This window comes from Pseudoalteromonas sp. XMcav2-N (assembly GCF_024124545.1).
GTDB lineage: Bacteria > Pseudomonadota > Gammaproteobacteria > Enterobacterales > Alteromonadaceae > Pseudoalteromonas.
Genome location: NZ_JAMXSF010000004.1, coordinates 215404 through 240319, shown reverse-complemented (window position 1 = coordinate 240319; position 24916 = coordinate 215404). Strand labels below are relative to the sequence as shown.

27 protein-coding genes are annotated in these 24916 nt (G+C 47.0%); 12 read left to right on the top strand and 15 right to left on the bottom strand.

The annotated features are described in order from the left end of the window. Window positions 1–189: 189 nt before the first annotated feature. Window positions 190–1425 carry a diguanylate cyclase gene (locus tag NH568_RS07365; RefSeq protein ID WP_253046095.1) on the bottom strand — a complete coding sequence of 412 codons (1236 nt, stop codon included), beginning with the start codon at window positions 1423–1425 and terminating at the stop codon, window positions 190–192. Window positions 1426–1762: 337 nt separating this feature from the next. On the opposite strand from NH568_RS07365, the gene NH568_RS07360 reads away from it, so the two are divergent. The 5 genes from NH568_RS07360 (at window position 1763) to serA (ending at window position 6710) form a co-directional block, all read left to right on the top strand. Continuing rightward, the gene (locus NH568_RS07360; protein WP_253046094.1) at window positions 1763–3289 is read left to right on the top strand and encodes a carboxypeptidase; all 1527 of its coding nucleotides are present in this window, start codon (window positions 1763–1765) and stop codon (window positions 3287–3289) included. 225 nt (window positions 3290–3514) lie between these two features. Next, the gene (locus NH568_RS07355) at window positions 3515–4051 is read left to right on the top strand and encodes a hypothetical protein (protein ID WP_253046093.1); all 537 of its coding nucleotides are present in this window, start codon (window positions 3515–3517) and stop codon (window positions 4049–4051) included. After that, the gene (locus tag NH568_RS07350; protein WP_253046092.1) at window positions 4051–4668 is read left to right on the top strand and encodes a 5-formyltetrahydrofolate cyclo-ligase; all 618 of its coding nucleotides are present in this window, start codon (window positions 4051–4053) and stop codon (window positions 4666–4668) included. Before NH568_RS07355 ends, NH568_RS07350 begins: the two co-directional genes overlap by 1 nt. A gap of 146 nt (window positions 4669–4814) precedes the next feature. Continuing rightward, window positions 4815–5468 carry a ribose-5-phosphate isomerase RpiA gene (gene rpiA, locus NH568_RS07345; protein WP_125716588.1) on the top strand — a complete coding sequence of 218 codons (654 nt, stop codon included), beginning with the start codon at window positions 4815–4817 and terminating at the stop codon, window positions 5466–5468. A 12-nt stretch (window positions 5469–5480) separates the two neighbouring features. Then, window positions 5481–6710: a phosphoglycerate dehydrogenase gene (gene serA / locus NH568_RS07340; RefSeq protein ID WP_253046091.1), complete on the top strand. Its 1230-nt coding sequence runs from the start codon at window positions 5481–5483 to the stop codon at window positions 6708–6710. A gap of 92 nt (window positions 6711–6802) precedes the next feature. Here serA and mdh read toward each other — a convergent pair whose 3' ends face one another. After that, a complete protein-coding gene (mdh, locus tag NH568_RS07335; RefSeq protein WP_125716590.1) occupies window positions 6803–7735 on the bottom strand; it encodes a malate dehydrogenase in 933 nt (310 codons plus the stop codon). 273 nt (window positions 7736–8008) lie between these two features. On the opposite strand from mdh, the gene argR reads away from it, so the two are divergent. Beyond that, a complete protein-coding gene (gene argR / locus NH568_RS07330) occupies window positions 8009–8476 on the top strand; it encodes a transcriptional regulator ArgR (RefSeq protein ID WP_054014583.1) in 468 nt (155 codons plus the stop codon). Window positions 8477–8485: 9 nt separating this feature from the next. Here the strand turns inward: argR and NH568_RS07325 are convergent, their stop codons facing one another. The 5 genes from NH568_RS07325 to NH568_RS07305 all read right to left on the bottom strand — a co-directional run bounded on the left by NH568_RS07325 (window position 8486) and on the right by NH568_RS07305 (window position 14758). Beyond that, a complete protein-coding gene (locus tag NH568_RS07325; RefSeq protein WP_253046090.1) occupies window positions 8486–9397 on the bottom strand; it encodes a Dyp-type peroxidase in 912 nt (303 codons plus the stop codon). 142 nt (window positions 9398–9539) lie between these two features. Continuing rightward, window positions 9540–10571 carry an ABC transporter ATP-binding protein gene (locus NH568_RS07320; protein ID WP_253046089.1) on the bottom strand — a complete coding sequence of 344 codons (1032 nt, stop codon included), beginning with the start codon at window positions 10569–10571 and terminating at the stop codon, window positions 9540–9542. Next, window positions 10571–12202, bottom strand: coding sequence for an iron ABC transporter permease (locus NH568_RS07315; RefSeq protein WP_253046088.1), 1632 nt, complete (start codon window positions 12200–12202; stop codon window positions 10571–10573). The genes NH568_RS07320 and NH568_RS07315 overlap by 1 nt, the downstream gene beginning before the upstream one ends. Beyond that, on the bottom strand, window positions 12203–13207 hold the full coding sequence (locus tag NH568_RS07310) for a Fe(3+) ABC transporter substrate-binding protein (protein WP_253046087.1): 1005 nt from the start codon (window positions 13205–13207) through the stop codon (window positions 12203–12205). It abuts the gene before it with no gap. 882 nt (window positions 13208–14089) lie between these two features. Continuing rightward, entirely contained in the window at window positions 14090–14758 is a 669-nt protein-coding gene (locus NH568_RS07305; protein WP_253046086.1) for a tRNA-uridine aminocarboxypropyltransferase, read from the bottom strand. Between the two features lie 63 nt (window positions 14759–14821). Here NH568_RS07305 and NH568_RS07300 point away from each other — a divergent pair, with 63 nt between their 5' ends. Next, on the top strand, window positions 14822–15361 hold the full coding sequence (locus NH568_RS07300; protein WP_253046085.1) for a GNAT family N-acetyltransferase: 540 nt from the start codon (window positions 14822–14824) through the stop codon (window positions 15359–15361). 35 nt (window positions 15362–15396) lie between these two features. Here the strand turns inward: NH568_RS07300 and NH568_RS07295 are convergent, their stop codons facing one another. From NH568_RS07295 to folB, 3 genes are read right to left on the bottom strand one after another with little or no spacing between them, the layout of a single operon-like run. Further along, the gene (locus NH568_RS07295; protein WP_253046084.1) at window positions 15397–16200 is read right to left on the bottom strand and encodes an undecaprenyl-diphosphate phosphatase; all 804 of its coding nucleotides are present in this window, start codon (window positions 16198–16200) and stop codon (window positions 15397–15399) included. Beyond that, window positions 16197–16685 carry a 2-amino-4-hydroxy-6-hydroxymethyldihydropteridine diphosphokinase gene (gene folK / locus NH568_RS07290; protein WP_253046083.1) on the bottom strand — a complete coding sequence of 163 codons (489 nt, stop codon included), beginning with the start codon at window positions 16683–16685 and terminating at the stop codon, window positions 16197–16199. Before folK ends, NH568_RS07295 begins: the two co-directional genes overlap by 4 nt. A 1-nt stretch (window position 16686) precedes the next feature. Continuing rightward, complete coding sequence (gene folB / locus NH568_RS07285; protein ID WP_138550426.1) at window positions 16687–17037, bottom strand: dihydroneopterin aldolase; 351 nt, start codon at window positions 17035–17037, stop codon at window positions 16687–16689. A gap of 109 nt (window positions 17038–17146) precedes the next feature. Between folB and plsY the strand changes: the two genes are divergently transcribed. Continuing rightward, the gene (gene plsY / locus NH568_RS07280; protein ID WP_253046082.1) at window positions 17147–17737 is read left to right on the top strand and encodes a glycerol-3-phosphate 1-O-acyltransferase PlsY; all 591 of its coding nucleotides are present in this window, start codon (window positions 17147–17149) and stop codon (window positions 17735–17737) included. A 10-nt stretch (window positions 17738–17747) separates the two neighbouring features. Here plsY and tsaD read toward each other — a convergent pair whose 3' ends face one another. From tsaD to NH568_RS07265, 3 genes are read right to left on the bottom strand one after another with little or no spacing between them, the layout of a single operon-like run. Next, complete coding sequence (tsaD, locus tag NH568_RS07275) at window positions 17748–18761, bottom strand: tRNA (adenosine(37)-N6)-threonylcarbamoyltransferase complex transferase subunit TsaD (protein WP_253046081.1); 1014 nt, start codon at window positions 18759–18761, stop codon at window positions 17748–17750. A 36-nt stretch (window positions 18762–18797) separates the two neighbouring features. Then, a complete protein-coding gene (locus tag NH568_RS07270) occupies window positions 18798–19394 on the bottom strand; it encodes a YjaG family protein (RefSeq protein ID WP_253046080.1) in 597 nt (198 codons plus the stop codon). Further along, complete coding sequence (locus NH568_RS07265) at window positions 19378–19710, bottom strand: DUF2007 domain-containing protein (RefSeq protein ID WP_253046079.1); 333 nt, start codon at window positions 19708–19710, stop codon at window positions 19378–19380. The genes NH568_RS07270 and NH568_RS07265 overlap by 17 nt, the downstream gene beginning before the upstream one ends. A gap of 63 nt (window positions 19711–19773) precedes the next feature. Here NH568_RS07265 and NH568_RS07260 point away from each other — a divergent pair, with 63 nt between their 5' ends. The 3 genes from NH568_RS07260 (at window position 19774) to NH568_RS07250 (ending at window position 22773) form a co-directional block, all read left to right on the top strand. Next, a complete protein-coding gene (locus tag NH568_RS07260; RefSeq protein ID WP_253046078.1) occupies window positions 19774–20172 on the top strand; it encodes a DUF2721 domain-containing protein in 399 nt (132 codons plus the stop codon). A 59-nt stretch (window positions 20173–20231) separates the two neighbouring features. Continuing rightward, on the top strand, window positions 20232–21758 hold the full coding sequence (locus NH568_RS07255; protein WP_253046077.1) for a DUF3369 domain-containing protein: 1527 nt from the start codon (window positions 20232–20234) through the stop codon (window positions 21756–21758). 109 nt (window positions 21759–21867) lie between these two features. Then, a complete protein-coding gene (locus NH568_RS07250; protein WP_054014569.1) occupies window positions 21868–22773 on the top strand; it encodes a LysR family transcriptional regulator in 906 nt (301 codons plus the stop codon). A 183-nt stretch (window positions 22774–22956) separates the two neighbouring features. Here NH568_RS07250 and ubiA read toward each other — a convergent pair whose 3' ends face one another. Beyond that, the gene (ubiA, locus tag NH568_RS07245) at window positions 22957–23823 is read right to left on the bottom strand and encodes a 4-hydroxybenzoate octaprenyltransferase (RefSeq protein ID WP_253046076.1); all 867 of its coding nucleotides are present in this window, start codon (window positions 23821–23823) and stop codon (window positions 22957–22959) included. After that, on the bottom strand, window positions 23820–24266 hold the full coding sequence (locus tag NH568_RS07240) for a chorismate lyase (protein WP_253046075.1): 447 nt from the start codon (window positions 24264–24266) through the stop codon (window positions 23820–23822). Before NH568_RS07240 ends, ubiA begins: the two co-directional genes overlap by 4 nt. A gap of 239 nt (window positions 24267–24505) precedes the next feature. On the opposite strand from NH568_RS07240, the gene NH568_RS07235 reads away from it, so the two are divergent. Beyond that, on the top strand, window positions 24506–24901 hold the full coding sequence (locus NH568_RS07235; RefSeq protein ID WP_253046074.1) for a flagellar basal body-associated protein FliL: 396 nt from the start codon (window positions 24506–24508) through the stop codon (window positions 24899–24901). The last annotated feature ends 15 nt before the right edge of the window (window positions 24902–24916 follow it).

Sequence of the window (24916 nt, the reverse complement as noted above, 5' to 3'; positions counted from 1 at the left end):
TTGCCCCCCCAGGGCAGCTGATCCTGTCACAGGGGGTAATCCAACCTTTGTGCCAAAACTAAATGTTTATAGCTTTTAATAAGTTAGGATATTATTATCGCGTTTTAGAAAGGACAAACGCACCGTACTGGTGCGCTTGTTTGTTGTCTGACTTGAAATGGTGCAAAGTTGAATGTGGCGTCGCCCGCTTTAGCTTTCACTGACCATGACGCAGTTACGCTGGGCTTCTTTCGCTCGGTACAGTGCATTATCTGCTGCACGCATAACATCACTGAGTGTCGCTTTATCGCACCGGGCAATCCCAACGCTGAGCGTGCAGTGCAGCGACTCATCCTGGATCATAAACTGGGTATTGGCAAAACGTTCTCTAAAGTCCTGACAACTGTCTTTGGCCACGTCCAGATCATTGCCCGGCATCAGCACCGCAAATTCTTCCCCACCGACACGGGCCACCAAACAGTGGTTGAATGAACTACTCAGCAATTCAGCAGCCTGAGACAAGACTTTATCACCGCCAAGGTGACCATACTGATCATTGATGGCCTTAAAGTGGTCCAGGTCAAGTAAGGCCAGCGTAAACTGATCCGGCTTATTTTTGAGTACCTTATCCATGTGCTGGCAAAAATAACGACGGTTATAAAGACCTGTCAGAAAATCCCGGTGGGCATATTCTTTGATGTCCGCAATCAGGTTTAGCTGATCCATCGTTTGCATTACACGACAGTGGAACTCTTCATTCATAAACGGCTTAGTCAAAAAGTCATTGGCGCCATATTTAATGAATTTTGCAGACAAACCGTGACTGCCCGCTCCTGACAAACCTATGATAGCCAGGTCATCTCGTCCACGACTGTTTCGCACAGCTTTGACCAGCTCAAAGCCATCCATGGTCGGCATCGCATAGTCGGTCAAAAGAAGTTTTATCTCTGGTTTAGCATTGAGCATATTGAGGGCTTGCTCACCATCTTGAGCCTCAAATACAGTGAACAGTTGCTTTTCCAACATTTGCCGCATCACAGCACGACTGATCATGGAGTCGTCTGCAATCAGCGCCTGGCACCCCTCGTTACGCAACAAACGCGATACCAATTTGATGGCGTACAAATAGGAATCCCGATTGTCTTTAATCACATAGTCCACAACGCCCATCTCAAGCATTTGCTGACGACTGTATTCATCTATTTTGGAGGTCAGTACCACCGTAGGGACATTGCGGCTCAGGGTTAGCTGAACCACTTCACCATCCGATGCATCAGGTAAGGTCAGATCAACCAGTGCCAGGGTGTAATGTTGGCTCTCGAGTAATGCCTGGGTTTCTTTCAGTGACCAGGCATAATCAATTTCCACATCCAGGTGTTGTGACGCAAGGTGGCGTAGGATCTGCTGCACGACCTTACTGTCTTCGACGATTAATACTCTTTGCATTACTATGCTCTACTAAAAACTACGAGAAAAGGGAAGAGATACAAGAATTTAACAGTGCTAAATACTTTCATACTACGGACATAAGGATTAAATATACGCGATTTCTGTGACAAAAAAAACTCACGACTCAATTAAATTGTAAACAGACAGCAACAGACCTGCGCCGAACCACCACCAGTTCTCGTGATTTAAAACACAAAAAAGAAACCAATCAAACTATAAAAATTAACACCTGGCACACATAGCCTATTTTTTGGCTATTAGTCTCAAGTTCTTTGAATTCTCCGACATATCCGTCTTAAATAGCGCGACTCATTTCATCAAAAATTAAAAGAATATGTTGTTGAAGCCATTACTTTTCGCTCTTTCTGCGACCCTGCTTACCACGCTGCCGCAAACAGGACTGGCACAAGCCCAAACCCAAGGTCAGTTAACCCAGCAAATTGATGCCCAGGTTGTCACCGAGCACAAAGGCACCTTTAACGGAGCGCGCTTAGCCTACACGGCCACCACGGGCACTCAACCGGTATGGGATAAAGAAGGCCACCCCATCGCGACGCTGCATTACACTTACTATAAAAAGAGCAAAGTCAAAGATCCCGCCACCCGCCCGTTACTGATCTCATTCAATGGCGGACCGGGTTCAGCCTCGGTCTGGATGCACATCGCTTATACCGGTCCTCGGGTACTGAAAATAGACGATGAAGGCTACCCAATGCAGCCATATGGCTTGAAAGACAATCCGGATTCCGTGCTGGATGTGGCAGATATCCTGTTTGTGAATCCAGTTAATACAGGTTATTCGCGTGTATTACCCGAGCAAGATGGTTCGATGGCAGACAAGCAAACTCTGCAAAAACGCTTTTTTGGTGTCAATGCCGATGTGGAATATCTAGCGGGCTGGCTGAATACTTTTATTAACCGTCATGACCGCGCACTGTCTCCGAAGTTTCTGATCGGAGAAAGCTATGGAACGACCCGTGTTTCTGGTTTAGCCCATCAGCTACAAAACAAGCAGTGGCTATTTCTCAATGGCGTCGTACTGGTTTCTCCGACGGATATTGGCATTAAACGACAAGGGCCAGTGAAAAGTGCTAACCGCTTGCCATACTTTGCTGCGACGGCCTGGTATCACAATGCGCTCTCTGAAGAGCTGCAAAACCAGGACCTGCTGAGCGTACTTAAGCAGGTAGAAGCGTATACGTTAGACTATTACCTGCCCGCTTTGGCCAAAGGAGCGATGTTGAGTGAGCAGACACGCCGGGAAGTAGCTAGAAAAGTTGCGCACTTCAGTGGGCTATCGGAGCAGTTCGTTCTGCAGAATAACCTCGACATTCCCAACCATGCTTTCTGGAAAGAGTTGTTACGCGAACGGGGTTATACTGTCGGCCGTCTGGACTCACGTTACCTGGGGATTGATAAACGAGAAGCAGGTGAAGGCCCAGATTACTGGCCAGAATTAGATGCCTGGTTGCACGCATTTACACCAGCCATCAATCATTATTTCCGCTCCGAGCTGAATTATAAAACCGACATAAAATACAACATGTTTGGTGACGTACGCCCCTGGGACCGCAGCAATAATGAGGTGGGTGAACAACTGCGATTGTCAATGGCGAAAAATCCATACCTGAACGTGATGGTGCAATCAGGTTACTATGATGGTGCCACCAACTACTTTGATGGCAAGTACAACCTCTGGCACCTGGATCCCAGCGGAAAAATGCAGGACAGATTACGTTTTAAGGGTTATCGTTCAGGCCACATGATGTATCTGCGTCGCCCAGACCTGACTCAGGCCAATCAGGACTTACGAGCGTTCATTACAGACTCGCTCAAATATAACCAGGCAGCGAAATATTGATCCTAGCTGAATCACGACAATACGGCGCCCAACTGAGGCGCCGTTTTTCTTTCCCTTGCGACGCGCACAGATAACTTCACACACAGATTGGAAAAGTTAGGTATACTCAAAACAACAATTGACGATGCCCATGTTTTTATTCTGCTTACTCAGCAATAAGTTAACAACAATCCGCAGGGTTCAGAGTGAGCCGTGGGCCTGAAGTACAGATAGTGAGGAAACCTCATGAGCGAGCAATTTCGCGTTGTGTTTTCTGGTTTTAAGCCCGGTTCCGACAACCAGGCAGCCATAGAGCAACTCGCAGCCAAGTTAAAAGTACCGGAACAAAAGGTCACCGACTTTACCTCAGGTAAACCCTTGTTTGGTCCCGCAGACAAACAAAAGTGTCTGAAGCAGGCAAAATTACTTACAATGTATGGGATCCAGAGCAAATTACAATCACAAGCCTCACCAGGCGCAGGAGTCGCTCAAAGCGCTGCGAATGAGCGCGTATTTGATGCTCTGGATTACATCACCAGCAGCCTGATCCGCATTGAAGAAAAACTGGATGAGCTTGAACAACGTATCGACGGTAAGCAGGTACAGAATGAGCAAAGTGAAGACGATGAATGGGAAGACGAATCCCTGTTCAGCGAATTTGAACTGGACAGTGAGCCTCCTAAACGATCTAAAAAACTCTTATATATTCTGCTATCACTATTAGTGTTGTTGCTGGTCGTTCTGGGCATCAGCCTCGCTTTCCCTGAGTTGGTACCCATGTAATGAAAATAAATTCACGTTTAGATGAAGATACTGCAAGTATCAGAAAGGAAATTAGAAAAAACATTAGAAAAATTCGTAATGGACTTTCAGAACTACAGCAGAAAGATGCAGAAGAAAAATTAAATATTAATTTTATTCAACACATAAACTTCCCCAAAGAGGCCCGGATCGGGATCTATCTGGAGAACGATGGGGAACTCAGAACTAACCTTTTAATTCAATCACTTTGGTCCAAAGGTGCGACGCTTTTCCTCCCTGTAATCCACCCCTTTAGCGGGGTCACTTTGCTGTTTCAGAAGTATGAAAAAAACTCACCCATGAGGCAGAATCGCTATGCTATCTTAGAGCCTGAATTAAATTGTAGCCAAATTTGCCCACTGGCGCAGTTAGACTATTTACTGCTTCCTTTGGTGGCGTTTGACGACGCTGGCAATCGCCTCGGTATGGGAGGTGGCTACTATGATCGCACGCTGGCGCGTTATTATCGTGAAAACTGGCAACAACCAAAGTTAATTGGCCTGGCACATGACTGTCAGAAAGTCCCGGCATTGCCAACAGAGGCCTGGGACGTGCCCTTACCAACCATAATCACGCCGCAAAAATGCTATCAGTGGTGAACGCATTGATAATGTATTTTTCCCACTACTGATTCATCACATAAGTGCCAGATCATAAATTCTCCGATTAAAGGCATCTGGCATACTTTTTTGCGCTTTGGGCGTATAATTGCGAACCAATAATTAACTAAAACAGTGATCGCGTTATGACTCAAGATGAAATGAAAAAAGCAGCTGCCTGGGCGGCACTACAATATGTCGAAGCTGGTACAGTTGTTGGTGTGGGTACAGGTTCCACCGTAAACCACTTTATCGATGCATTAGGCAGTGTCAAAGATACTATTAAAGGGGCGGTTTCAAGCTCAGAAGCTTCCACAGAAAAGCTGAAGGCGCTGGGGATCGAGGTGTTTGAGCTCAATGATGTCTCTGAGCTGGACATCTATGTGGATGGGGCGGATGAAATCAATGCGCACAACCAGATGATCAAAGGTGGTGGTGCAGCACTGACTCGCGAGAAGATTGTTGCAGCGGTTGCCAGACAGTTTATCTGTATCGTCGACAACACTAAGCATGTTGACGTACTGGGTCAGTTCCCTTTACCGGTTGAAGTGATCCCAATGGCACGCAGCTATGTGGCGCGTGAGTTACTCAAGCTGGGGGGCGATCCTGTCTATCGTCAGGGCGTCGTGACGGACAATGGTAACGTGATTTTAGACGTGCATGGTCTGTCCATCACCCAGGCAGCTGAACTGGAAGAAAAAATTAATCAAATCGTCGGTGTTGTCACCAATGGCTTGTTCGCTCAGCGCGGCGCCAACATCGTCATTACAGGTACCCCAGAGGGGCCACAAATTAAGTAACAGGAATAAGTCATGAGTAAGGTATCGTTGTCAAAGGACAAAATTCGCATTTTATTGTTGGAAGGCGTACACCAAAGCGCAGTTGAAACACTCAAACGCAACGGTTATAGCAATATCGAGTACGTGAAGACATCGCTACCTGAAAGTGAACTGATTGAGCGGATTAAGAATGTCCACTTTGTCGGGATCCGCTCCCGTACTCACCTGAGTGAAGCCGTACTGGAAGCTGCAGAAAAGCTGGTTGCGGTTGGCTGCTTCTGTATTGGCACTAATCAGGTTGACCTGGACGCAGCTAAAAAACGCGGTATTGCCGTATTTAATGCACCATTTTCTAATACGCGCTCGGTGGCAGAGCTGGTACTCGGTGAGATCCTGCTGCTATTGCGGGGCATTCCAAAACGCAACGCCATGGCACACCGCGGTGAATGGTTCAAATCAGCTATCGGCTCCTATGAAGCACGCGGTAAAACGCTGGGGATCATAGGGTATGGTCATATAGGGACGCAGCTGGGGATCATGGCTGAAAACATCGGCATGAAGGTCGAGTTCTACGACATCGAAGATAAACTCACCTTAGGCAATGCGCAGCAGGTTCAGAGTTTAACTCAGCTATTGCAACGGGCTGATGTGGTGAGTTTACACGTACCAGAAACGTCGCAAACCAAGAACCTGATCGGTATGGCTGAGCTGGAAGTAATGAAGCAAGGTGCCATTTTGATCAATGCCTCACGCGGTACCGTCGTAGATATCGATGCACTGGCAGAAGCACTCAGTGCAGGTAAGCTATCAGGTGCAGCCATTGACGTATTCCCTGTCGAGCCCAAGTCTAATGATGAGGAGTTTGTCTCGCCACTGCGCCAATTCGACAATGTGATCCTAACGCCACACGTCGGAGGCTCTACTCAGGAAGCGCAGGAAAACATTGGTATCGAAGTTGCCGGTAAACTGACCAAGTACTCTGACAATGGCTCAACAGTTACGGCGGTGAACTTCCCTGAAGTATCACTCCCTGAGCTATCTAACCGCAGTCGCCTGTTGCACGTGCATGAGAACCGCCCTGGCGTATTGACACAAATTAACCAGGCGTTTGCACAGCATGGTATCAACATCGCAGCCCAATACCTGCAAACCGACGAAAGCATTGGTTACGTGGTGATTGATGTGGACAGCGATCATTCCGAAGTTGCATTAAAAGAGCTGAGTGCGGTTGAAGGCACTATTCGTGCCCGTATCCTGCACTAGCGGCTTTGTAAGCAGACACAAAAAAGCCTGTCTAATGACAGGCTTTTTTCGTTTCACTTACCAGGCAAAATTTTTGCTCAGTAAGCTGGCAATTATGCCATGAAATCAACACCTTCTTTGATGTCTTTTTCAAGAGTTGCCAGCATGTCGTCTTTTGCTTGTTGCTCAAACGCGCTCAGCTCGCCGTATGGCAGTAGCTCTTCTACGCCGTTTTTACCAAGACGTACTGGTTGTGCGAAGAAAGTTGCATCGCCAGTGTTGCCTTCAACGTACGCATACTCAACCACGTTTTCGCCTTGCAGGCCTTTAACCAGTGAGAAGCAGAAACGTGCTGCAGCTGCGCCCATAGACAGAGTTGCAGAACCGCCACCCGCCTTAGCTTCAACCACTTCAGTACCGGCGTTCTGAATACGCTTGGTTAGTGCAGCGACTTCTTCATCAGAGAACTCAGCACCTTCAACCTGTGAAAGCAGAGGCAGAATAGTAGTACCTGAGTGACCACCAATCACTGGCACTTTCACATCGCTTACGTTCAGGCCTTTCAGCTCAGCGATGAAAGTCTCTGCACGGATAACATCCAGAGTAGTCACACCGAATACACGAGCTGGATCGTAAGTGCCTGCTTTTTTGAACACTTCAGCAACGATTGGCACTGTGCCGTTAACTGGGTTAGTGATCACACCAACCAGGGCTTTGGGACAGTTCTTAACAATGCCTTCAGCCAGAGTCTTGATGATGCCTGCATTCACATTGAACAGATCAGCACGGTCCATGCCCGGCTTACGTGGCATACCCGCAGGGATCAGAACGATGTCTGCATCAACCAGCGCTGCATCCAGGTCATCTTTACCAAAACCAGCGACTTTTACCGCTGTAGGGATGTGAGACAGATCAACCGCTACGCCAGGTACTACTGGCGCTACGTCGTATAGCGCAAGCTCAGAACCAGCAGGCAAACCGTTTTTAAGCAAAAGAGACAATGCTTGACCGATACCGCCAGCGGCACCTAATACAGCAACTTTCATTGGAATTCTCCATAATTTGAAGGTGGAATTAAATGTGCTGTAAAGATAATGAAAAGCGCCGCCAAAAACAAATTTATCCGCGCAATTTTCGTCTTTTTTTCGACTATAGTTGTAAAGTTCGCGACAAATACTGCTACTAATGGTTTACGCCCCAATGTCAGTTTCATATATAGGAAATCCTGCCCGCTTGAAGAATCTTCTTGTGCATAAATTTGGGTAACAGAGTGGTTTTGTGTAGAATCCTAGCAATTGAGTCACAAAGAAGTACTGAATATGCAGCCGCAGGAAAAACAAGAAGCCCTCGTCAAAGCCTTTAAGGCCCTGTTAAAAGAAGAAAATTTTGGTTCTCAAGGTGAAATAGTCGATGCCCTAAAAGAACAGGGGTTCGATAATATAAGTCAGAGCAAAGTCTCTCGTATGCTGAGCAAGTTCGGTGCTGTCCGGACCCGCAATGCTAAACAGGAAATGGTGTATTGTTTACCGGCAGAAATGGGTGTGCCCACAGCCAAAAGCCCGCTGCGACAGCTGGTGATTGACATAGTACACAATGAAATGATGATTATTATTCGTACCAGCCCGGGAGCAGCACAGCTTATTGCCCGACTTCTGGACTCTTTAGGTTCTGCAGACGGAGTGCTTGGTACCATCGCAGGCGACGATACCATTTTTATTGCCCCCGCCAAGGTCTCTGAGATTGATGAGACTCTGGAGCGAGTGAAGACCCTGTTTGATAATGTCTGATAGCGGTGACTACTGCGCCATTTGCTTTAGAAAATTTAGCGATGGCGCAAAAAACGCCGCCCCCATGTCACCCTGAGAGTAGTCCAGCAGAGGGTCGTAATCACCATCTCCACACAACCCAAACCGGCTATGCAGTAATTGCTCAAACGCATTACCTTTCGCTGCGCAACTAAGCCACAGGCTGCCTTGTTCATAAACATCCCCATACGGCATACTTTGATTAAGTAACAAAGGCTTCCCTTCGCTGTCCTTTATCTCGTTGAGCCGGGCATGATTGTAGGGGGGAGCATCTTCAATCAACTCATTATCCAGTCGAGTACGCCCCATCAGTTGCTCCTGATCAGACAAGGGCAATGCCTGCCAGCGAGCCAAATCAAACTGAGTACGCTGCACGTGAATATAACTCCCCTGATCATCCAGGCCGTCCGGGTTGCTCACCAGCGCAACCTGGCGTTTGAAGCGCCCATGAGGGATATCAGCGCCATAGACAAAGCCATTGAAATCACGGCCATCGAGAAATCGAAATGCGCGTACCTGAGCAACCAGCTCAACACTGCCCGCCAGCATGTGCAGTACACTTTGCGCAAACAGGTGATTAACGTCTTCTCTGTCTGAGCGGATCACATAGAGCAGATCAAACGGCTGGCTGTGGCACAAGTGCTCACTGCTTTTAATCAGGGGAAAGCTCTTTAGCTGAGGAGGTATAAACTCGGGATAAATGTGAGGCCAGTATTGTGCGCCAATGGCCACAAAACTGCTCAGCATGGCCTCAGAAAAACGATCACTGAGTTCATCCTGCAACCTGCCAGCCTGACTGAGCGCCGAGCGCACAACTTCGTCCTGGCCATCCAGTACATTAAAAAATAAGTGCAAACCATGCAGATTTGCCTCGGCACATACCCCTGATTGTGCTTGCGCCATCACCCCTTCCTATCATCAAATCAACGCGCCATACTAAACCCGGCTGGTGCGGTTGTACCCGTCTCTATTGGGCATCACCACGCACGCCCGGTCACCGCCCTTCCCTAATTTGCTATTAGGTAATGTAACGAATTGTTATGCCTTAAGAAAAGAAGTTTATCGCATGGGGCTTAATTTTCAAACTCACAGGCCGAGAGAGATCCAGTGGTTTATCTGATGGCATCGCCACTTCTAACTTCTGACCTTCCAGCTCAATGGCATACAAATACTCAGTCCCGACAAAGCGATGTTGCGTCACTTCAACCTGACCCTGCTCTGCATTAAACAGTTCGATATGGCTGGGCCTGAGATATATTTGTCCTTCCGGTACCGGGTTTTGAATATCAATCAGGGACTCCACAGATCCAAATGCCGTTTCAACCTGAGCACCGTTGTGACGCTGTGCCGTCACGTAGGCACCCTGTCCCAAAAATTCCGCCACCTGGCGACTGCTTGGATGCTGGAAGAGCTCTTTGGGTGTGCCTAGTTGGGCAATTTGCCCCTGATGCATAATGGCGAGCCGATCGGCAAAAGCAAAGGCCTCATCTTTGGAGTGACTGACAAAAATCGCCGATACCTGCTGATCTTTAATAATATCGCGAATATCTTTGATCAGCTGAAAGCGCACCTGCGCATCGATGTTTGAAAACGGCTCGTCCAGCAACAACAAGTTGGGATGGTATGCAAGGGCTCTGGCAATCGCTACCCGCTGCTGCTGGCCACCAGATAACTCGTGGGGGAAGCGTTTCGCATAGCCTTCCAGATGCACCAGTTCCAACATTTGTGCCACACGACTGTGCTTTTCGGACTTGCTCAATTTATTGAGACCAAAGGCGATATTCTGCTCAACAGTCAGGTGCGGAAACAGTGCATAATCCTGAAACATCATACCGATGTTGCGGTGCTGAGGCGCCACAAAATGTCGCTCGCCGCTGACACTTTTGCCATTGATCCGGATCTCACCTTGCTGGGGATGCAATAACCCGGCAATTGCCTTTAAGGTTGTCGTTTTACCACAGCCACTGGCACCGAGCAGGCAAACTATTTCATTCTCAGCCACCGTTAAATCGAGCTGCTGGATCACTGGGTGACCATCATAATGGTAGTGTAACGATTGAATTTCTAAGCTTGGCATTAGTTGTGTTGTTCCATTGAGCGATTAACCCAGTATAACGGGATCAGTCCAACCAGGACGATAAACAAGGCAGAGATAGAGGCCAGTTCAAGTTGCTCATCGCTGACATACTGATAAACATGGGTGGCCAGGGTTTCAAAATTAAATGGTCTTAACAGCAGTGCCGCTGGCAGTTCTTTCATACATTCAATAAACACCAATAAGCCAGCGGTCAGCAGTCCGCGTTTAAGTAAAGGCATATGAACCCGGGTCAGGGTCTGAAAGCGCCCTTTCCCAAGAGATAAGCTGGCCATATCAATACTCGGACTAATACGCACAAAACTCGATTCCACGGCACCATGGGCAATCGCATAAAACCGCACGACATAGGCAAAAACCATAGCGAACAAAGTACCACTCAGTAACAGGCCGGGTTCAAAGCCTGAGCCATCAAACCATTCATTTAGTTTGGTGTCCATTAAAGTGAGCGGTAACAGCACCGCAATTGCCAGAACGGTCCCTGGTAATGCATATCCGGTACTGGCAAACCGGCCTGGCAACGGCGAGAGTTTGCCCGGTTCAATACGCTGATAATACACCACCAATAAACTGATCATCATTGCGATAACACTCACGTATAAACTGATCTTCAGACTCTGCAGCGCGTAAGTAAAAAACTCCGCATTCCAGGCCTGATCAAAATAATGCCACGCGTAATTGAGGAGTATTCCAACCGGCACAAAAAACGCGACACCGAGGATCAGCATACAGAACCCCCAAGCCAGCCACCCCTGGTAACCCGTCAAATCGTAAAGATAAGTGTCGTTCACCCCGGACTGTCGCTCATGTACCACTTGTGTTTTGCGACTCATTCGCTCAAGTAACAGCGCGACAAATAAAAACAACAGCATGATACCCGAGATCTTGGCTGCGGCAGTAAGCGAATAATATCCCAGCCAGGTGTCATACACAGCTGTTGTCAGGGTGCTTACCGCAAAGTAATGCACGGTGGCAAAGTCGGCCATGGTTTCCATGCTGATCAGCGCCAATGCCGCGACAATTGCGCCACGGGATAAAGGTAAGCTCACTTTGAAGAAACTCTGCGCCGGACTCATGCCCATCAGTTGACTGGCCTGCACCAGCTTGAAAGACTGCTCTCTCAAAGCGGTTTTGAAAATCAAATACAGATAGGGATAAAGCACCAGGGCTATCATAACTATGGCGCCCGGCAAAGTACGCAGGTCAAAAAACCAGTAATCATCCGGCCCCTGCCAGCCAAATTGCTGTCGCAACCAGATCTGCACCGGCCCGGCATAATCGAGTAAATCAGTATAAACGTATGCGATGATGTAAGCTGGAAGTGCTAGAGGTAACATCAATGCCCATTCAAATATCCGCTTACCGGGAAACTGACAGTAGGCTGTTAACCACCCCAGCGGCAGGGCAATGAGTGAGCTGAGCGTCACTACACCAGCGATCAGCACTATGGTATTACGGGTATAATCCCATAACACGCTTTGCCATAAATGGCTGAATACTTCCGATTCACCTTGCAGTGCTTCGAAAATCAGAAATGCCAGCGGGATTGACAGGGCTATGCCTATCAACCACGCCACGCACTGCCACGAGGACAGACTTTGTTTTAATTGCATTTACAGGTCAAATTTTACCTCATCGATGAGCTTAAGCGCCATCGGACGGTATTTACTGATCTCGGACAAAGGTAAGCTGTCTTCCTTAAAGGTGCCCCAGGATGCCACTAGTTTCGACAATTCGACGCCCGGTTTAACCGGATATTCCATATTCATCGAGGCGTACATGTTCTGGGCTTTATTGTCGGTCATAAACTCGATCAGTTTCAAGGCATTTTCTTTGTTTTTCGAGTACTTGGTCATTACCACACCCGAAACATTCAGATGCGAGCCACGGTCGGTCTGATTTGGGAAATTAATATAAACCGCATCAGCCCAGGCTTTTTGCTTGCTGTCTTCCAGCATTTTACCAAAATAGTAGCTGTTACCCAGCGCCAGGTCACACAGGCCTTCTTTTACGGCTTTAACTTGCGCACGGTCATTACCCTGTGGCTTACGTGCCAGATTCGCTTTCACCCCCTGCAGCCAGGTTTTGGTTTCAGCCTCACCATGGTGTGCAATCATGGACGCTACCAGCCCCAGGTTATAGGGGTGTTTACCTGAACGCGTACAAATTTTGCCTTTGTATTTAGGGTCTGCAAGCTCCTCATAGCTCAGGCTGGTTAGCTTGCCTGATCTGTCTTTTGAGGAATAAACATTACGTACACGCTTGGTCAGTGCGACCCAGTGGCCATCCGGATCCCGAAAGCTAGCTGGAATATTTTTGTCAACCGTTTCGCTTTCTATCGGGTTAGTCAACCCAAGCTCCTCAAGCTGGATCATCGCACTGAAGTTCGACGTCAGTACAAGATCGGCACGACCATGTTTTCCTTCCCGTTTGACTCGCTCAATCAGGCCTTTTTTCGCAAACACCACATTAGTTTTAATACCAGTCTGCTTAGTAAAATCATCCAGAATCGGCTGGATCAGGAAAGGTTGACGATAGGAATAGATATTTACCTCATCCGCAGCGACAGCAGATAAACTAGTAACAGCAGCAAGCAGAGTTACGATTGCACTTTTCATAGGAGCTCCAAATAAAAACAATTACTATTCTCAGGATATGGTAACCCGAAACCAGGCAAAATACAGCCGATAGTTCGGCATATTGCAATTTTATTAAATAGCGACATACGGACGTTTGTTTGTGAGATATCTCTCACTAAGCTTGTCGCTATCTATGAAGATAACGCTGACTTTATCAACAAAATACAAAAAGGTCTTTGTTAGATAACAAGTTTTTTTGTGGCCAAGTTAATTACCCGAATTTCAAAGCGTTTTTTTGTGGTGTTATCTCACCCAGAGTCTCATATACTTTAGTCATCTCAAGGGGAGAGCACAAAGCAACAGGGAAATGGATTGAGTTGCCGGTCAGGGAGTTTGTGCGGTAGGAGTGTCAGGAACTAGGATTAGGCTTCGGACAACAGGACATGCCGTTTAAGTAAGGATGTTGATGCACAGGTGGATGGTGCATTGGAATACAGGGAGACAGGAACAAGTCAGGATGACGACACAAAGGATGGTAAGCACGGACTAAGTCAGCATATGGGAGCGCTGATTGCTTTAAGGACAGTACAGGATGTACATCTCGCAGAATGACAACGCAAGGCGAGACATGGACGAGCATGTAAGGAGTTGATCTCATCAACATAGCAGGACGCTATTTAGAAGATTCCGTCAAGCGCGGCCCGCAAGGGTCGCGCTCTTCTTATTTGTGGCCCTTTTAAATTTATACCAATTTCACTTAATACCTGTTCAATTTGACGGAGCAAATATGACGCTAGCTGTGTTAAAAATTTCTCATTTAGAACAACTAAATAGCAAAATTTTTGCCTAGTTATCGAACATATTTTCTCGCCTCAAAATAGAACACTTAATTAAGCAAATTGGTATTACGCGTTTAACTGCTCACGCCAATTTGCTTTTCTTCCCTTTCAGATACGCATCACGGAAATCCACAAAATGCTGAGTCAGATATTCCGCAGCCTGTGTTTCGCCATTTTCTGCCAACACCACACAAGCAACCTCCGCTGTTCCCAGCTGGTGAGCATGCGGAGCTACCCTCAACTTATAATCAGACAAGCTTTCCGGTGTCACGGACAAGACAGGAAACTGATCCAGGTAAGGGCTTTTTCGAAACATCTTTTTCGCTTCACGCCAGGTCCCGTCGAGAAAAATGTAGAGCGGCGCTTTGCCTCTTTGCTGCGTCACCTGATGTATCACCCGCTCAGGTTCAACATTCTCAGCCGGAAAAACCACCACCGGCTGGTAGGCAGGATCATTCAGTAAAGCCAGTAAATCAGGGTCAGGATCGGTGCGGTCCCAGCGAAACGCATGATTGTCTGGCACAATATCCGCAATCAGACGGCCCGTATTGGAAGGCTTGAAACTCTCATTGTGATACATCAACAGACACACTGCACTGCCGCATTCAGCCTCCTGAATACCGGCACAAATACATAAAGGTTCGGCCAGTAAACACCGCTCGCAGCGGGGTAATTTTGATCCCCGGGCCTTGAATTCCCGCCGCGCGGATGCTATTTGTTGGGCTCGTAATGCCAGTACCGAGTTTTCCACACTTCTCTCCTCAAACTTGGGCCGGCTATCTTAGACAATTCTGATGATAAAAGCAGTATAACAATGATGATAATTGCGCCTTCAACACGCTTAAAATACCGCCTTATGACACAACAGGACGGTGATCTGCTCGCTGAACTCGACAGTGATCCTGCTGTTATGCGCTACATTACCAATGGCCAGCCAACTTCTCGCGAGCAAATTGAGCAGTTTTATCTGCCACGCCTGGCAAAATTTACTCACCCGCAACAAGGCTGGGGCCTGTGGCACTGTAGTTTACTTGACGACGATACATTTCTGGGCTGGGTATTGATCCGCCCCATGAATTTCTTCGAGGGTGACATGGAAGAACGAGATCTGGAGATCGGTTGGCGCTTCAAACAAGCGGCCTGGGGGAAAGGCTATGCCACTGAAGCCGCTAAGCATATTGCAGAGCATCTTGCTGAGCAGAATAAGATGGATTATTTGAGCGCCATTGCCCTGAAAGACAACCTGGGCTCAATTAATATCATGCAGAAACTGTCGATGACATTTTTAAAAGAAGGAAAACACACCGGCCCGGATGGACCTGTGGATGTGGTGTACTACCGTAAAGCAATATAGGCTGGTTGGCGGGCTTTTGAGCCCGCCCTGAGACATTACACCATCAGGAAAATCACCAGGAACAGACCCAGCAATAATCGGTAGATAACAAACGGTAACATGCCCATGCGCTCAATCACCTTAAGGAAAAAGTGAATACATGCATAAGCGGAAATAAAAGATAAAATGGTGCCAGTCACAATGGCCCCCCAATCAATCACTTCATCTCCGGTGGCCAGCTTAAGCGTGTAATAACCACCTGCGGCGGCAATAATCGGGATCGACATCAAAAACGAAAAACGAGCCGCACTTTGCTTATTTAGTCCGAGCATCATACCGGCCGTCATGGTGATACCAGAGCGTGATGTACCAGGCAGTAAAGCGGCAACCACCTGTGCAAAACCAATGATCAGGGCACTACGCCAGTTGAGCTGGTAAATCGTCTTAGTTTGTTTTGCTGTGGCATCGGCATACCAAAGTAAGAGACCAAAAATAATAGTAGTCGCCGCAATGACCCAGGCGCTGCGGGCAAAGTCCTCAACCAAATCTTTGGCCAAGAAGCCAATGACCAGACCCGGGATAGTCGCGACAATGATCCACCAGCCCAAGCGACTGTCTTCCGTTACACCTTGTTTGCCGAACGATTTAAACCAGGCACCCAGTATATCTGCCACTTCTTTACGAAAGTAAATCAGTACAGCAGCCAACGAGCCAACGTGAACGGCCACATCAAACGCTAACCCCTGGTCCTGCCAGCCTAATATCTGCGAAGGCAAAATCAGATGCGCCGAGCTGGAAATAGGTAAAAATTCGGTCAACCCCTGGATCAGAGCCAGTACAATGATTTCAATGATACTCATGATAAAGAAAACTCCACTTTCCATAGCTTTTGTGTTTGATTGTCATACGCTTGCCAGATTTCAGCCATGCTGCAGCCCTGCACAGGGTGAACAAATTCAGGCGCAATTTCCGCCAGCGGCCTTAAGACAAATGCATTCTTGGTGATCTCATCTCGTGGCAATTGTGCTGGGGTATCACAGATCATATCGTCGTAAAACAGGATATCCAGATCCAGAGTTCTGGGACTGAACTTCTTATCCTGTGGCGTCCTGCCATTGTCACGCTCTATCTGCTTGAGCAATGTGCATAAGTCTGGCAATGGCATATCCGTGTGCGTCGCAAACACTGAGTTGTAGAAATTTTTACCGCTAAAGCCTACAGGCTCACTTTCATAGACATCTGAATGAATATAATCAGGGAAATACTCAATAAGGGCCCTAAGCCCCTGACGAAAATGACGATCACGCTCCACATTGGAGCCAATACTGATAAAAACGTGCGCCATGTTATCTTGTCCGCGTGATTTCCAGGCCAACAGTTTGTGCCTGAGGAACGGCTGCCGGCTTACTGACCCGAATGGTGATTGCCTGAATTGCAAATTCTTGCAAAATAATGGCAGCAAGTTGCTCGACCAGTGTCTCCAGCAGTTCAACCCGGCTTGCCTCAGTATGTGCAATTACACGCTCACTCACCCTGGCATAATCCACGGCCAGAGTGATGTCATCCTGTTGCGCAGCAGCCGAGATATCGGTCTTCATCTCTATATCAAAGAAAAGGCTTTGTTTACTTTCTTTTTCAAAGTCGTAAACTCCTATTATGGTCTCGACGTGTAATTGCGAGATATAGACCGTGTCCATGTAAACTCCTGACATGACTGATTCGGATCGGCTTTTTCACGTACCCAGCCGCCTTGAAATAAAGCGACGATGATAGCCCAAATAACGGCAAGAAAAAATAAGGAAGCTTGTGATAGTCAGTTTAATATGTGTTTGTGCTTATTTATTTGGTTCAATCTCTTCCGCGATTTTGATTTCGAGACTCTTTTCTTTGCCCGATCCCCGCTTTGCAGGTTCAAATAACCCAGGCGCAACCAATGTACTGCGTCTTGGCGGTAAACTCCCGGCAGTACTGGTATTGGTATTTGATATTCTCAAGGGCACCATTCCCGTTTGGGGTGCCTATTTTCTTGGTATTGAACCGATCTGGCTGGGCATAGTTGCAGTGTGTGCCTGCCTGGGTCACATTTATCCTGTGTTTTTTCATTTCAATGGCGGAAAAGCAGTTGCAACGGCCTTTGGTGCCCTACTGCCAATCGGACTGTCGCTCGGTGGGATGTTAATTGGTACATGGCTACTGGTTGTCGCCCTCACGCGCTACTCATCACTGGCGGCCATTGTCACAGTATTAGCTGCACCAGCCTATACCTGGATGATAAAGCCTTTGTACACGCTGCCGGTGTCCTTCCTGACGCTCTTGATTATATTCCGTCACAGAGCCAACATACGTCGACTCCTGAACGGCACCGAGCCAAAGCTCGGTAAGAAAAACGTCGACTAGTGCCAACGTATTACAATGGTGGCAGGCTATCTAGTGGCCAACGCGGCTGGGTTTTCATGCTCAACTCAGCGGTTTGGCCAGCTTTAAGGCGCTGCATACCCGCGTAGGCGATCATCGCACCGTTGTCGGTACAGAACTCCGTTCTTGGATAGTACACCTTACCTTGCATGCCCTGCATCATACGCTCAAGCTTGGTCCGTAGTTCCGTATTAGCACTGACTCCCCCTGCGATGATCAAGCGCTTTATGCCTGTCTCTTTTAACGCCCGTTTGCATTTAATGGCGAGCGTATCCACCACTGCCGTCTGAAATGCATGGGCAATATCTGCTTTGGTTTGTTCATCATCACCGGCCGACTTAATGGTATTGGCGGCCGCTGTTTTCAGGCCACTAAAGCTGAAATCCAGCCCGGGTCTATCCGTCATGGGCCGCGGAAATACAAACCGACCTGCCACGCCCTTGGTCGCGAGCTTAGCCAGCATGGGGCCACCGGGATAATCCAGTCCCAGTAACTTAGCCGTTTTATCAAAGGCTTCACCTGCGGCATCATCCACAGACTCTCCCAGCACCTCATATTCACCGATGCCAGCCACTTTGACCATCATAGTGTGACCGCCTGACACCAGCAGCGCAACAAACGGAAATTCAGGCATCTCTTCTTCTAACATCGGGGCGAGTAAATGACCTTCCATATGATGTACCGCCACAGCTGGGATGTTCCAGCCAAATGCCAGTGAACGGCCGATAGAAGTCCCCACCAGTAAAGCGCCCACTAGCCCGGGGCCTGCTGTATAAGCAATGCCATCCAGAGACTCGGGGCCACAGCCTGCTTGTTTAAAAGCGGCTTCAATTAACGGAATGGTTTTGCGAACGTGATCTCTTGAAGCCAGTTCAGGAACGACCCCACCATAATCAGCATGAACTTTTACCTGGCTATATAATTGATGTGCCAAAAGTCCCTGTTCATCATCGTAGATAGCAATCCCCGTTTCATCGCAAGAAGACTCGATACCTAAAATTCGCAATTTTGATTCTCCACTAGTAAAAATTTGGACAAAAAATCAGACTTCAATTGCCAGACCGATATTGGTCTGCCCATCACTCAATGCCAATGCTTTGAGTGTTTTAACCGATTGATTATCGATCCGAGGCATGTCAGCAACACAATCAATGAGTTCGCCAAGTACTTCTATCTCGTACTGCATCAGAGGATGTTCTCTCACCTGTTGATTGTCGGGCTGAATGTCTTCTGCTATTAACAAAAACTCAATGTATCTTGCGACGGTTGCCTGAGAGATCTTCGCCACATTGACAAACTCGCTCTCATCCTTACTCATCACACCCTGAATAAAACCAAGTAATGCGGTTGCCACATCGATCGCAGCATACGTGCCAAACATATCAAAATCTTTCAGCTCCGGGACATTGGGCTCAATCTTCTCGATTTGCTTTTCCAGACTGATTTTGCTTTTTGGCAAAAGCACTTTTTCCCAGCATACATTTAGCGCACTGCGCAATATCGCCTCATCGCCGAACCCGGTTGCTTCACTGAACAGGCCGTAGTTGGGCAGCATACGTTCCAGTATGGCCGCGGCCAGAACAGCCTTTTGTAAATAATTTAGCTCTCTGATGCGCTGAAAATTATTTGCTTTCGTCATAGCTTTTTCCACAGTGCCAGCAATATTGAAATCCTGAACCATTGTGTTCAGAACAGCCGCGGCACTGCCAATCTTCCGATAAGTTATTTTGCTGGTAGTTTACCAAGATTTCCTCCGCCTCGGGTACTTTTATCGCGCAGACAAATATTTTTATTGTCTCCTGACAAAATGGTATCTCTCCCAATGCGGTGGCAAGCACTGCACCCTCGACATGTGTTTTGAGTCTCGCCTGTGTCAGCAAGCCCAAAATAATATGGGCTTCTAACGGATTATCCGTGCGATACACACACGTCCAGTCAAACATTGCATTACTCATCGCCGGACTCCAAAATTTTGCTATGATAATCACTATTGTAGCGTGCTTATACGGAGTACAAAAATGACGCTCACCACACCCGGGTTGTTGTTCCCCGCAATTTCCCTGCTGCTGCTGGCATATACCAACCGGTTTTTAGTGCTGGCACAGCTGATCAGAGAGTTAAACGCCAGGGAGGGGGAACATCTCAGACCACTGGTTATTGCCCAAATTGATAACCTCAAAAAACGTATCAAATTGATTCGCCTGATGCAGGTATGGGGGGTCATCGCCTTTTTACTGTGCACCTTGTCGATGTTTGCATTGTTTATCGACGTGGCTATCTTCGGCGTGATCTTGTTTGGCGCCAGTCTGTGCTGCCTGACACTCTCTTTGCTGCTTTCCTTGTACGAGATCCACATTTCCTGTGATGCCATTGCGATAGAACTTAACAATATTGAAAAAAAGCCAATACAAGATTAAGCAACTCAGTTTTTTGCTGGCTATACTAACAGAGAATGCATACTGAGCAGAGGTTCTATGTGAGCAGTTTTCTCTTTTCAAATGAGCCACTTAAGGATGACGAGCAAATTACCATAGATAATGCATATTGGGATATCCTGGTGGTCGATGACGAAGAAGACATTCATCAGGTTACCAAACTGGTGCTGTCGGACTTCCGGTTTGAGCAAAAGCCACTGCGCTTTCATCATGCATATTCAGCCAAACAGGCAATGGACATACTGAATTCGGAGGAGTCCATTTCTGTTGGTTTAATTGATGTTGTGATGGAAAGTAACCATGCGGGCCTGGATCTTATCAAATTCATCCGTAACGATATGGCCAACCATGATATTCGCCTGATTCTGCGCACGGGGCAACCCGGTGAGGCACCGGAAGAGTCAGTCATCCGCGACTACGACATTAACGATTACAAAAACAAAACCGAACTGACGGCAGTCAAATTAAAAACCTTACTCTATTCAGCATTGCGTTCCCACCGAGATATTCAGACAATTGAGCGACATAAACAGGGTCTGGAACGCATTATTGATGCATCCTCCAGCTTTTTGAAGTGCAATAATGTTCAGGACTTCGCATCAACCATTTTGTCTCACGTTGCTGATGTAATGGGTCTGAGCGATTCGGACATTTATTGCGCAGCCGCAGTCAACAAGCAAAATGGTGCCGGGGCTGAATTTCAGCTACTCGCTGCCTCTGGCGCAGGTATTGAGCCAGAACAAACCGCACTGCCCGATAAAGTGAAAAGCCGTTTTATAGAAACACATAATCGCAAAACATCCAGTAAATCAGATCATGAATATGTGGGCTATTTTACCAGCCAGGCTGGATTAGAGACTATGCTGTATGTCAGTAAAAAAGGTCTGTTGCAGCCTACCGATTGTCAGTTACTCGCATTTTTTGCTAACAACATTGCCCTTGCATACGACAACCTGAATCTCAGAGAAACAGTCAAAGAATCACAAAAAGAGCTCTCCTATATACTCGGAGAAGCGGTTGAGAAGCGCTCCAAAGAAACAGGCTCACACGTAAAGCGGGTGGCACATTACAGTTTATTACTAGCCAAATTGGTCGGATTGAACGATTATAAGGCCGAAATTATAAAGCTTGCTTCACCCTTGCACGATATTGGAAAAATAAGTATCCCGGACGTCATTCTTAATAAGCCTGGAAAGCTGAATGACGAAGAATGGGCAATAATGAAGACACATGCCCAACAAGGCTATGAAATACTAAAAAACTCAACAAATGATATTTTGCAATGTGGCGCGATCATCGCTCACCAACACCATGAAAAGTGGGACGGCAGTGGCTACCCTCAAGGCCTGAAAGGTGAGCAAATAGACATCGCCGGGAGAATTACAGCGCTTGCAGATGTGTTCGATGCACTGGGTAGTGTTCGATGTTACAAGCCTGTTTGGACACTTGAAGAAATTCTAACAGAGATAAAAAGCCAACGAGGTCAACAATTTGATCCCAAACTGGTTGATCTGTTTGTAGAAAATCTGGAACAATTCGTCGCAATACGTGATCAGTATCCAGATTAGTTTTTGTAAGCGAAATGTAAAAAATTCACTTGGATGTTTCTCTAAACTGTATTAGTATTAGGGAATCAACGTTGTCATTGCATTTTTGTTGAAATAAAAGGAATTTCACATGAGATTTGAACAACTCGAGCAATTCGTTGCTTTAGGCAATTTACGCCACTTTAGGCAAGCCGCAGAACAAACCAATATCAGTACTTCCGCACTCACCAGAAGCATTCAGACACTGGAAGATGAAATTGGCTGTGAACTTGTCAAACGTTCTACCCGCTCCGTCAAACTGACCGAGCAAGGCGAGCTTTTTTTAAATTATTGTAAGTCAACCTTGTCGGAATTAGACATAACCAGAAACACTATCAAACAAAGTTTGTTTGGTCGTGATCAGCAGCGCGTTGTTGTTGGTTACACTGCACAAGCAAGTAGCATAGTGCCAACGTCATGTGGACAGTTTTTGGCGGATTTCCCTAACGTCAAAGTTGAAATGCAACTTCTAAGTGAACACGATCTACTTCGCAAGCTTCAGCTTGGCGAAATCGATATCAGTGTTTATCTGGAATCTGCAACCAGCTTAGTGAGTGATATCCACCTGCCCGACCAACTTGTTTTGTTTGTTGCTAAACAACATCCACTGGCAACACAAGACAGTATTCGTCGCAGCGAGCTTGCTCAGTACCCTATGTATGGCTGCTTTTCTCAGTCAAAACAGGTGCAGAATATGCTCAATGAGGCGGTTGAAGGGCTTAACAAGTCAACCAACGTCAAAATCGGTAACATCAGCCAGGTGATTGATGGACTGAAGAATAGCCAGAGCTTTGCAATTGCAAGCATTGAACATTCTAAAGTCATCGCACAGGATCCTGAGCTAATCTTACTTAAGACTAACAAGGATGCGAGTCATGAACAAATTGTCGTGCAAACCAGTCACCAACTTGGTAGTGGTTCACATGTCAGTAACTTGTTGTCATTAATTGAACAAACAGCACAGAAAAATGCGGTTGCAACAGCCGTAAACAGTTAACCAATTATGGCTAACCGTTTTTCTTGTCCTGTTTAGTTAAATGGGAGTTTTGAGCGAGTTTTAAGCAATACACTCAGTTCGGATGGCGAAGTTTTGGGCCTGAAGAACGGAGTCAGAAAGTAAAAAATTCGCTCACCCTCATCTTCCTTAATGTCATTTCAGCCCTGCCGTTTTATTCGCTGATTAAACGCCAGCAACCACACCTGCAAACATCGCCAGACCAACATAATTATTGCTCAAAAATGCCTTAAAGCACTTATCCCTGCTTCTGTCATTGATCTGCCATTGTAGTTTTGCAAGCCAGATCACGGCAACTGCAAACCCAACCCAGAACCACATTGACATACTTACCTGAGTCGCCACCCAGGCCATGCAAGCCAGAAAGGCCACATTCAACCCTGCGATCACGTGTCTGTCCCAGCGCCCAAATAAAATGGCAGTCGACTTGATCCCGACGACCACATCGTCATCTTTATCAACCATGGCATACTTAGTATCGTAGGCAACCGTCCAAAGCAGGTTCGCAATAAACAGCACCCAGGCAATCATAGGGACTGTTTCCTGAACCGCCATAAAGGCCATGGGGATCCCCCAACTGAACGCAGCCCCTAACACAACCTGAGGCAGGTGGGTGTAACGCTTCATAAAGGGGTAAATACTCGCCAACACCAAGGCACCAAACGACAGTAAAATAGTCTGCCAATTGAGCATCAGGACCAGGATAAAAGAAGCACCAATGAGTGAGGCAAATAAGGTCAGTGCCTCACCTTCACTCACAGCGCCCCTGGCCAGAGGCCTTTGTGCTGTTCTTTTAACTGCACCATCCACTTTACGATCAGCAAAGTCATTGATTACACAGCCTGCGCTGCGCATCATAAAAGTGCCCAAAACAAATATAAGCAACAAATGCCAATGTGGCACACCGCCTGACGCTATCCACAAGCTCCAAAGTGTTGGCCACATCAGCAACAAAGTGCCGATCGGCTTCTCAACCCGCATTAATTGTTTATATTCTTCGATGTGATTAGCTCGAAGCCGAGATAGCTTCATACCTTAACTCCATTGAGGAAGATTTCGCACACCAGTACTTTGCTATTCTGGCGCGTAAATACACTACGCCTTGCAAAACAGCTATCGCTGCCTAATGTGTCTTTACTTGGCAAAAATGAAGGTAATGTCTTTTTCTGAAGTTTTGTTACCTCAATCTCACCCCGTTGCCATGCCTGCTGATCGAACAAACGCTCGCCCAGCGGCGTGTTACCTATATTGTTCAGCCCGAGTGAATTCGCGCTTTCTGGGATCCAGCTTTGCCCATACACCACAGGGATATCATCACAATATAACACGACCTCACGACATAGCGCTCTGTCACACTTAAGAATAGCCTGCACCTCATGTTCCAGCTCACACACTTGTTCGCTGAGCACTTCTACATGCAAAGCATCACACTGAGAACGCAGCAGAGCTGTCAGAGAGCCAGTCTCACACAACAACGGGTGCAACCTGTCTGGAATGATGTCCTTATACCGGGACAGTGGTTCCCAGCTTGATCGCAATAATTTTGGCAGATTAAACAAGTCGATAATTCAATTAAGGTAATAACCGCGTCATAATAGCAAAGCTTACTCCGGCAAAAAAGTTTACCTTTCCCCTACTCACTGCTGTTCATAAACTGGTTTTACGTATAAACTAATCCTATTGTTGGTATTTAGTTAAGTATTTTCAGGCTATTATGAATCGTATCTGTGTCGCGTTGATGGCAGTTGTGCTGATTTGTGTGAGTACAAACTTACGCGCTGAATCAACCGTTGGTTACTTCGGATTTGAGCCTGACATCATTACAAACTATATCGGACAATCTAATAAGAAGCTGGGGTATGTGCGCGTTACAGTCGATTTAATGCTCGATGACGTGAGTAATATCGCGGTTGTCGAACACCACACCCCACTACTGCGTGACGCCATTGTCCAGATTTTAAGTAAAGAGCCAGAAGAAACAATAAAGTCACTAACCGGACGTGAAGAAATTCGCCAGCGCTGTGCTGAAAAGCTTAAAACCTTATTAAAAGAAGAGACCGGACAAGAAATCATCCGGGAAGTGCTGTTTACCAAATATTTATATCATTAGACATATCAAATGGGC

Coding starts and splice junctions, on each gene's coding strand:
- NH568_RS07325 (WP_253046090.1), bottom strand. CDS start 9,397: ATGGCGCAAGCACAATCAGGGGTATGTGCCGAGGCAAATCTGCATGGT.
- NH568_RS07310 (WP_253046087.1), bottom strand. CDS start 13,207: ATGAAAAGTGCAATCGTAACTCTGCTTGCTGCTGTTACTAGTTTATCT.
- ubiA (WP_253046076.1), bottom strand. CDS start 23,823: ATGAAGCTATCTCGGCTTCGAGCTAATCACATCGAAGAATATAAACAA.
- NH568_RS07300 (WP_253046085.1), top strand. CDS start 14,822: ATGATGATAATTGCGCCTTCAACACGCTTAAAATACCGCCTTATGACA.
- argR (WP_054014583.1), top strand. CDS start 8,009: ATGCAGCCGCAGGAAAAACAAGAAGCCCTCGTCAAAGCCTTTAAGGCC.
- NH568_RS07350 (WP_253046092.1), top strand. CDS start 4,051: ATGAAAATAAATTCACGTTTAGATGAAGATACTGCAAGTATCAGAAAG.
- NH568_RS07270 (WP_253046080.1), bottom strand. CDS start 19,394: ATGACGAAAGCAAATAATTTTCAGCGCATCAGAGAGCTAAATTATTTA.
- folK (WP_253046083.1), bottom strand. CDS start 16,685: ATGGCGCACGTTTTTATCAGTATTGGCTCCAATGTGGAGCGTGATCGT.
- rpiA (WP_125716588.1), top strand. CDS start 4,815: ATGACTCAAGATGAAATGAAAAAAGCAGCTGCCTGGGCGGCACTACAA.
- NH568_RS07235 (WP_253046074.1), top strand. CDS start 24,506: ATGAATCGTATCTGTGTCGCGTTGATGGCAGTTGTGCTGATTTGTGTG.
- NH568_RS07360 (WP_253046094.1), top strand. CDS start 1,763: ATGTTGTTGAAGCCATTACTTTTCGCTCTTTCTGCGACCCTGCTTACC.
- NH568_RS07250 (WP_054014569.1), top strand. CDS start 21,868: ATGAGATTTGAACAACTCGAGCAATTCGTTGCTTTAGGCAATTTACGC.
- mdh (WP_125716590.1), bottom strand. CDS start 7,735: ATGAAAGTTGCTGTATTAGGTGCCGCTGGCGGTATCGGTCAAGCATTG.
- NH568_RS07355 (WP_253046093.1), top strand. CDS start 3,515: ATGAGCGAGCAATTTCGCGTTGTGTTTTCTGGTTTTAAGCCCGGTTCC.
- NH568_RS07260 (WP_253046078.1), top strand. CDS start 19,774: ATGACGCTCACCACACCCGGGTTGTTGTTCCCCGCAATTTCCCTGCTG.
- NH568_RS07315 (WP_253046088.1), bottom strand. CDS start 12,202: ATGCAATTAAAACAAAGTCTGTCCTCGTGGCAGTGCGTGGCGTGGTTG.
- folB (WP_138550426.1), bottom strand. CDS start 17,037: ATGGACACGGTCTATATCTCGCAATTACACGTCGAGACCATAATAGGA.
- NH568_RS07295 (WP_253046084.1), bottom strand. CDS start 16,200: ATGAGTATCATTGAAATCATTGTACTGGCTCTGATCCAGGGGTTGACC.
- NH568_RS07320 (WP_253046089.1), bottom strand. CDS start 10,571: ATGCCAAGCTTAGAAATTCAATCGTTACACTACCATTATGATGGTCAC.
- NH568_RS07365 (WP_253046095.1), bottom strand. CDS start 1,425: ATGCAAAGAGTATTAATCGTCGAAGACAGTAAGGTCGTGCAGCAGATC.
- NH568_RS07265 (WP_253046079.1), bottom strand. CDS start 19,710: ATGAGTAATGCAATGTTTGACTGGACGTGTGTGTATCGCACGGATAAT.
- serA (WP_253046091.1), top strand. CDS start 5,481: ATGAGTAAGGTATCGTTGTCAAAGGACAAAATTCGCATTTTATTGTTG.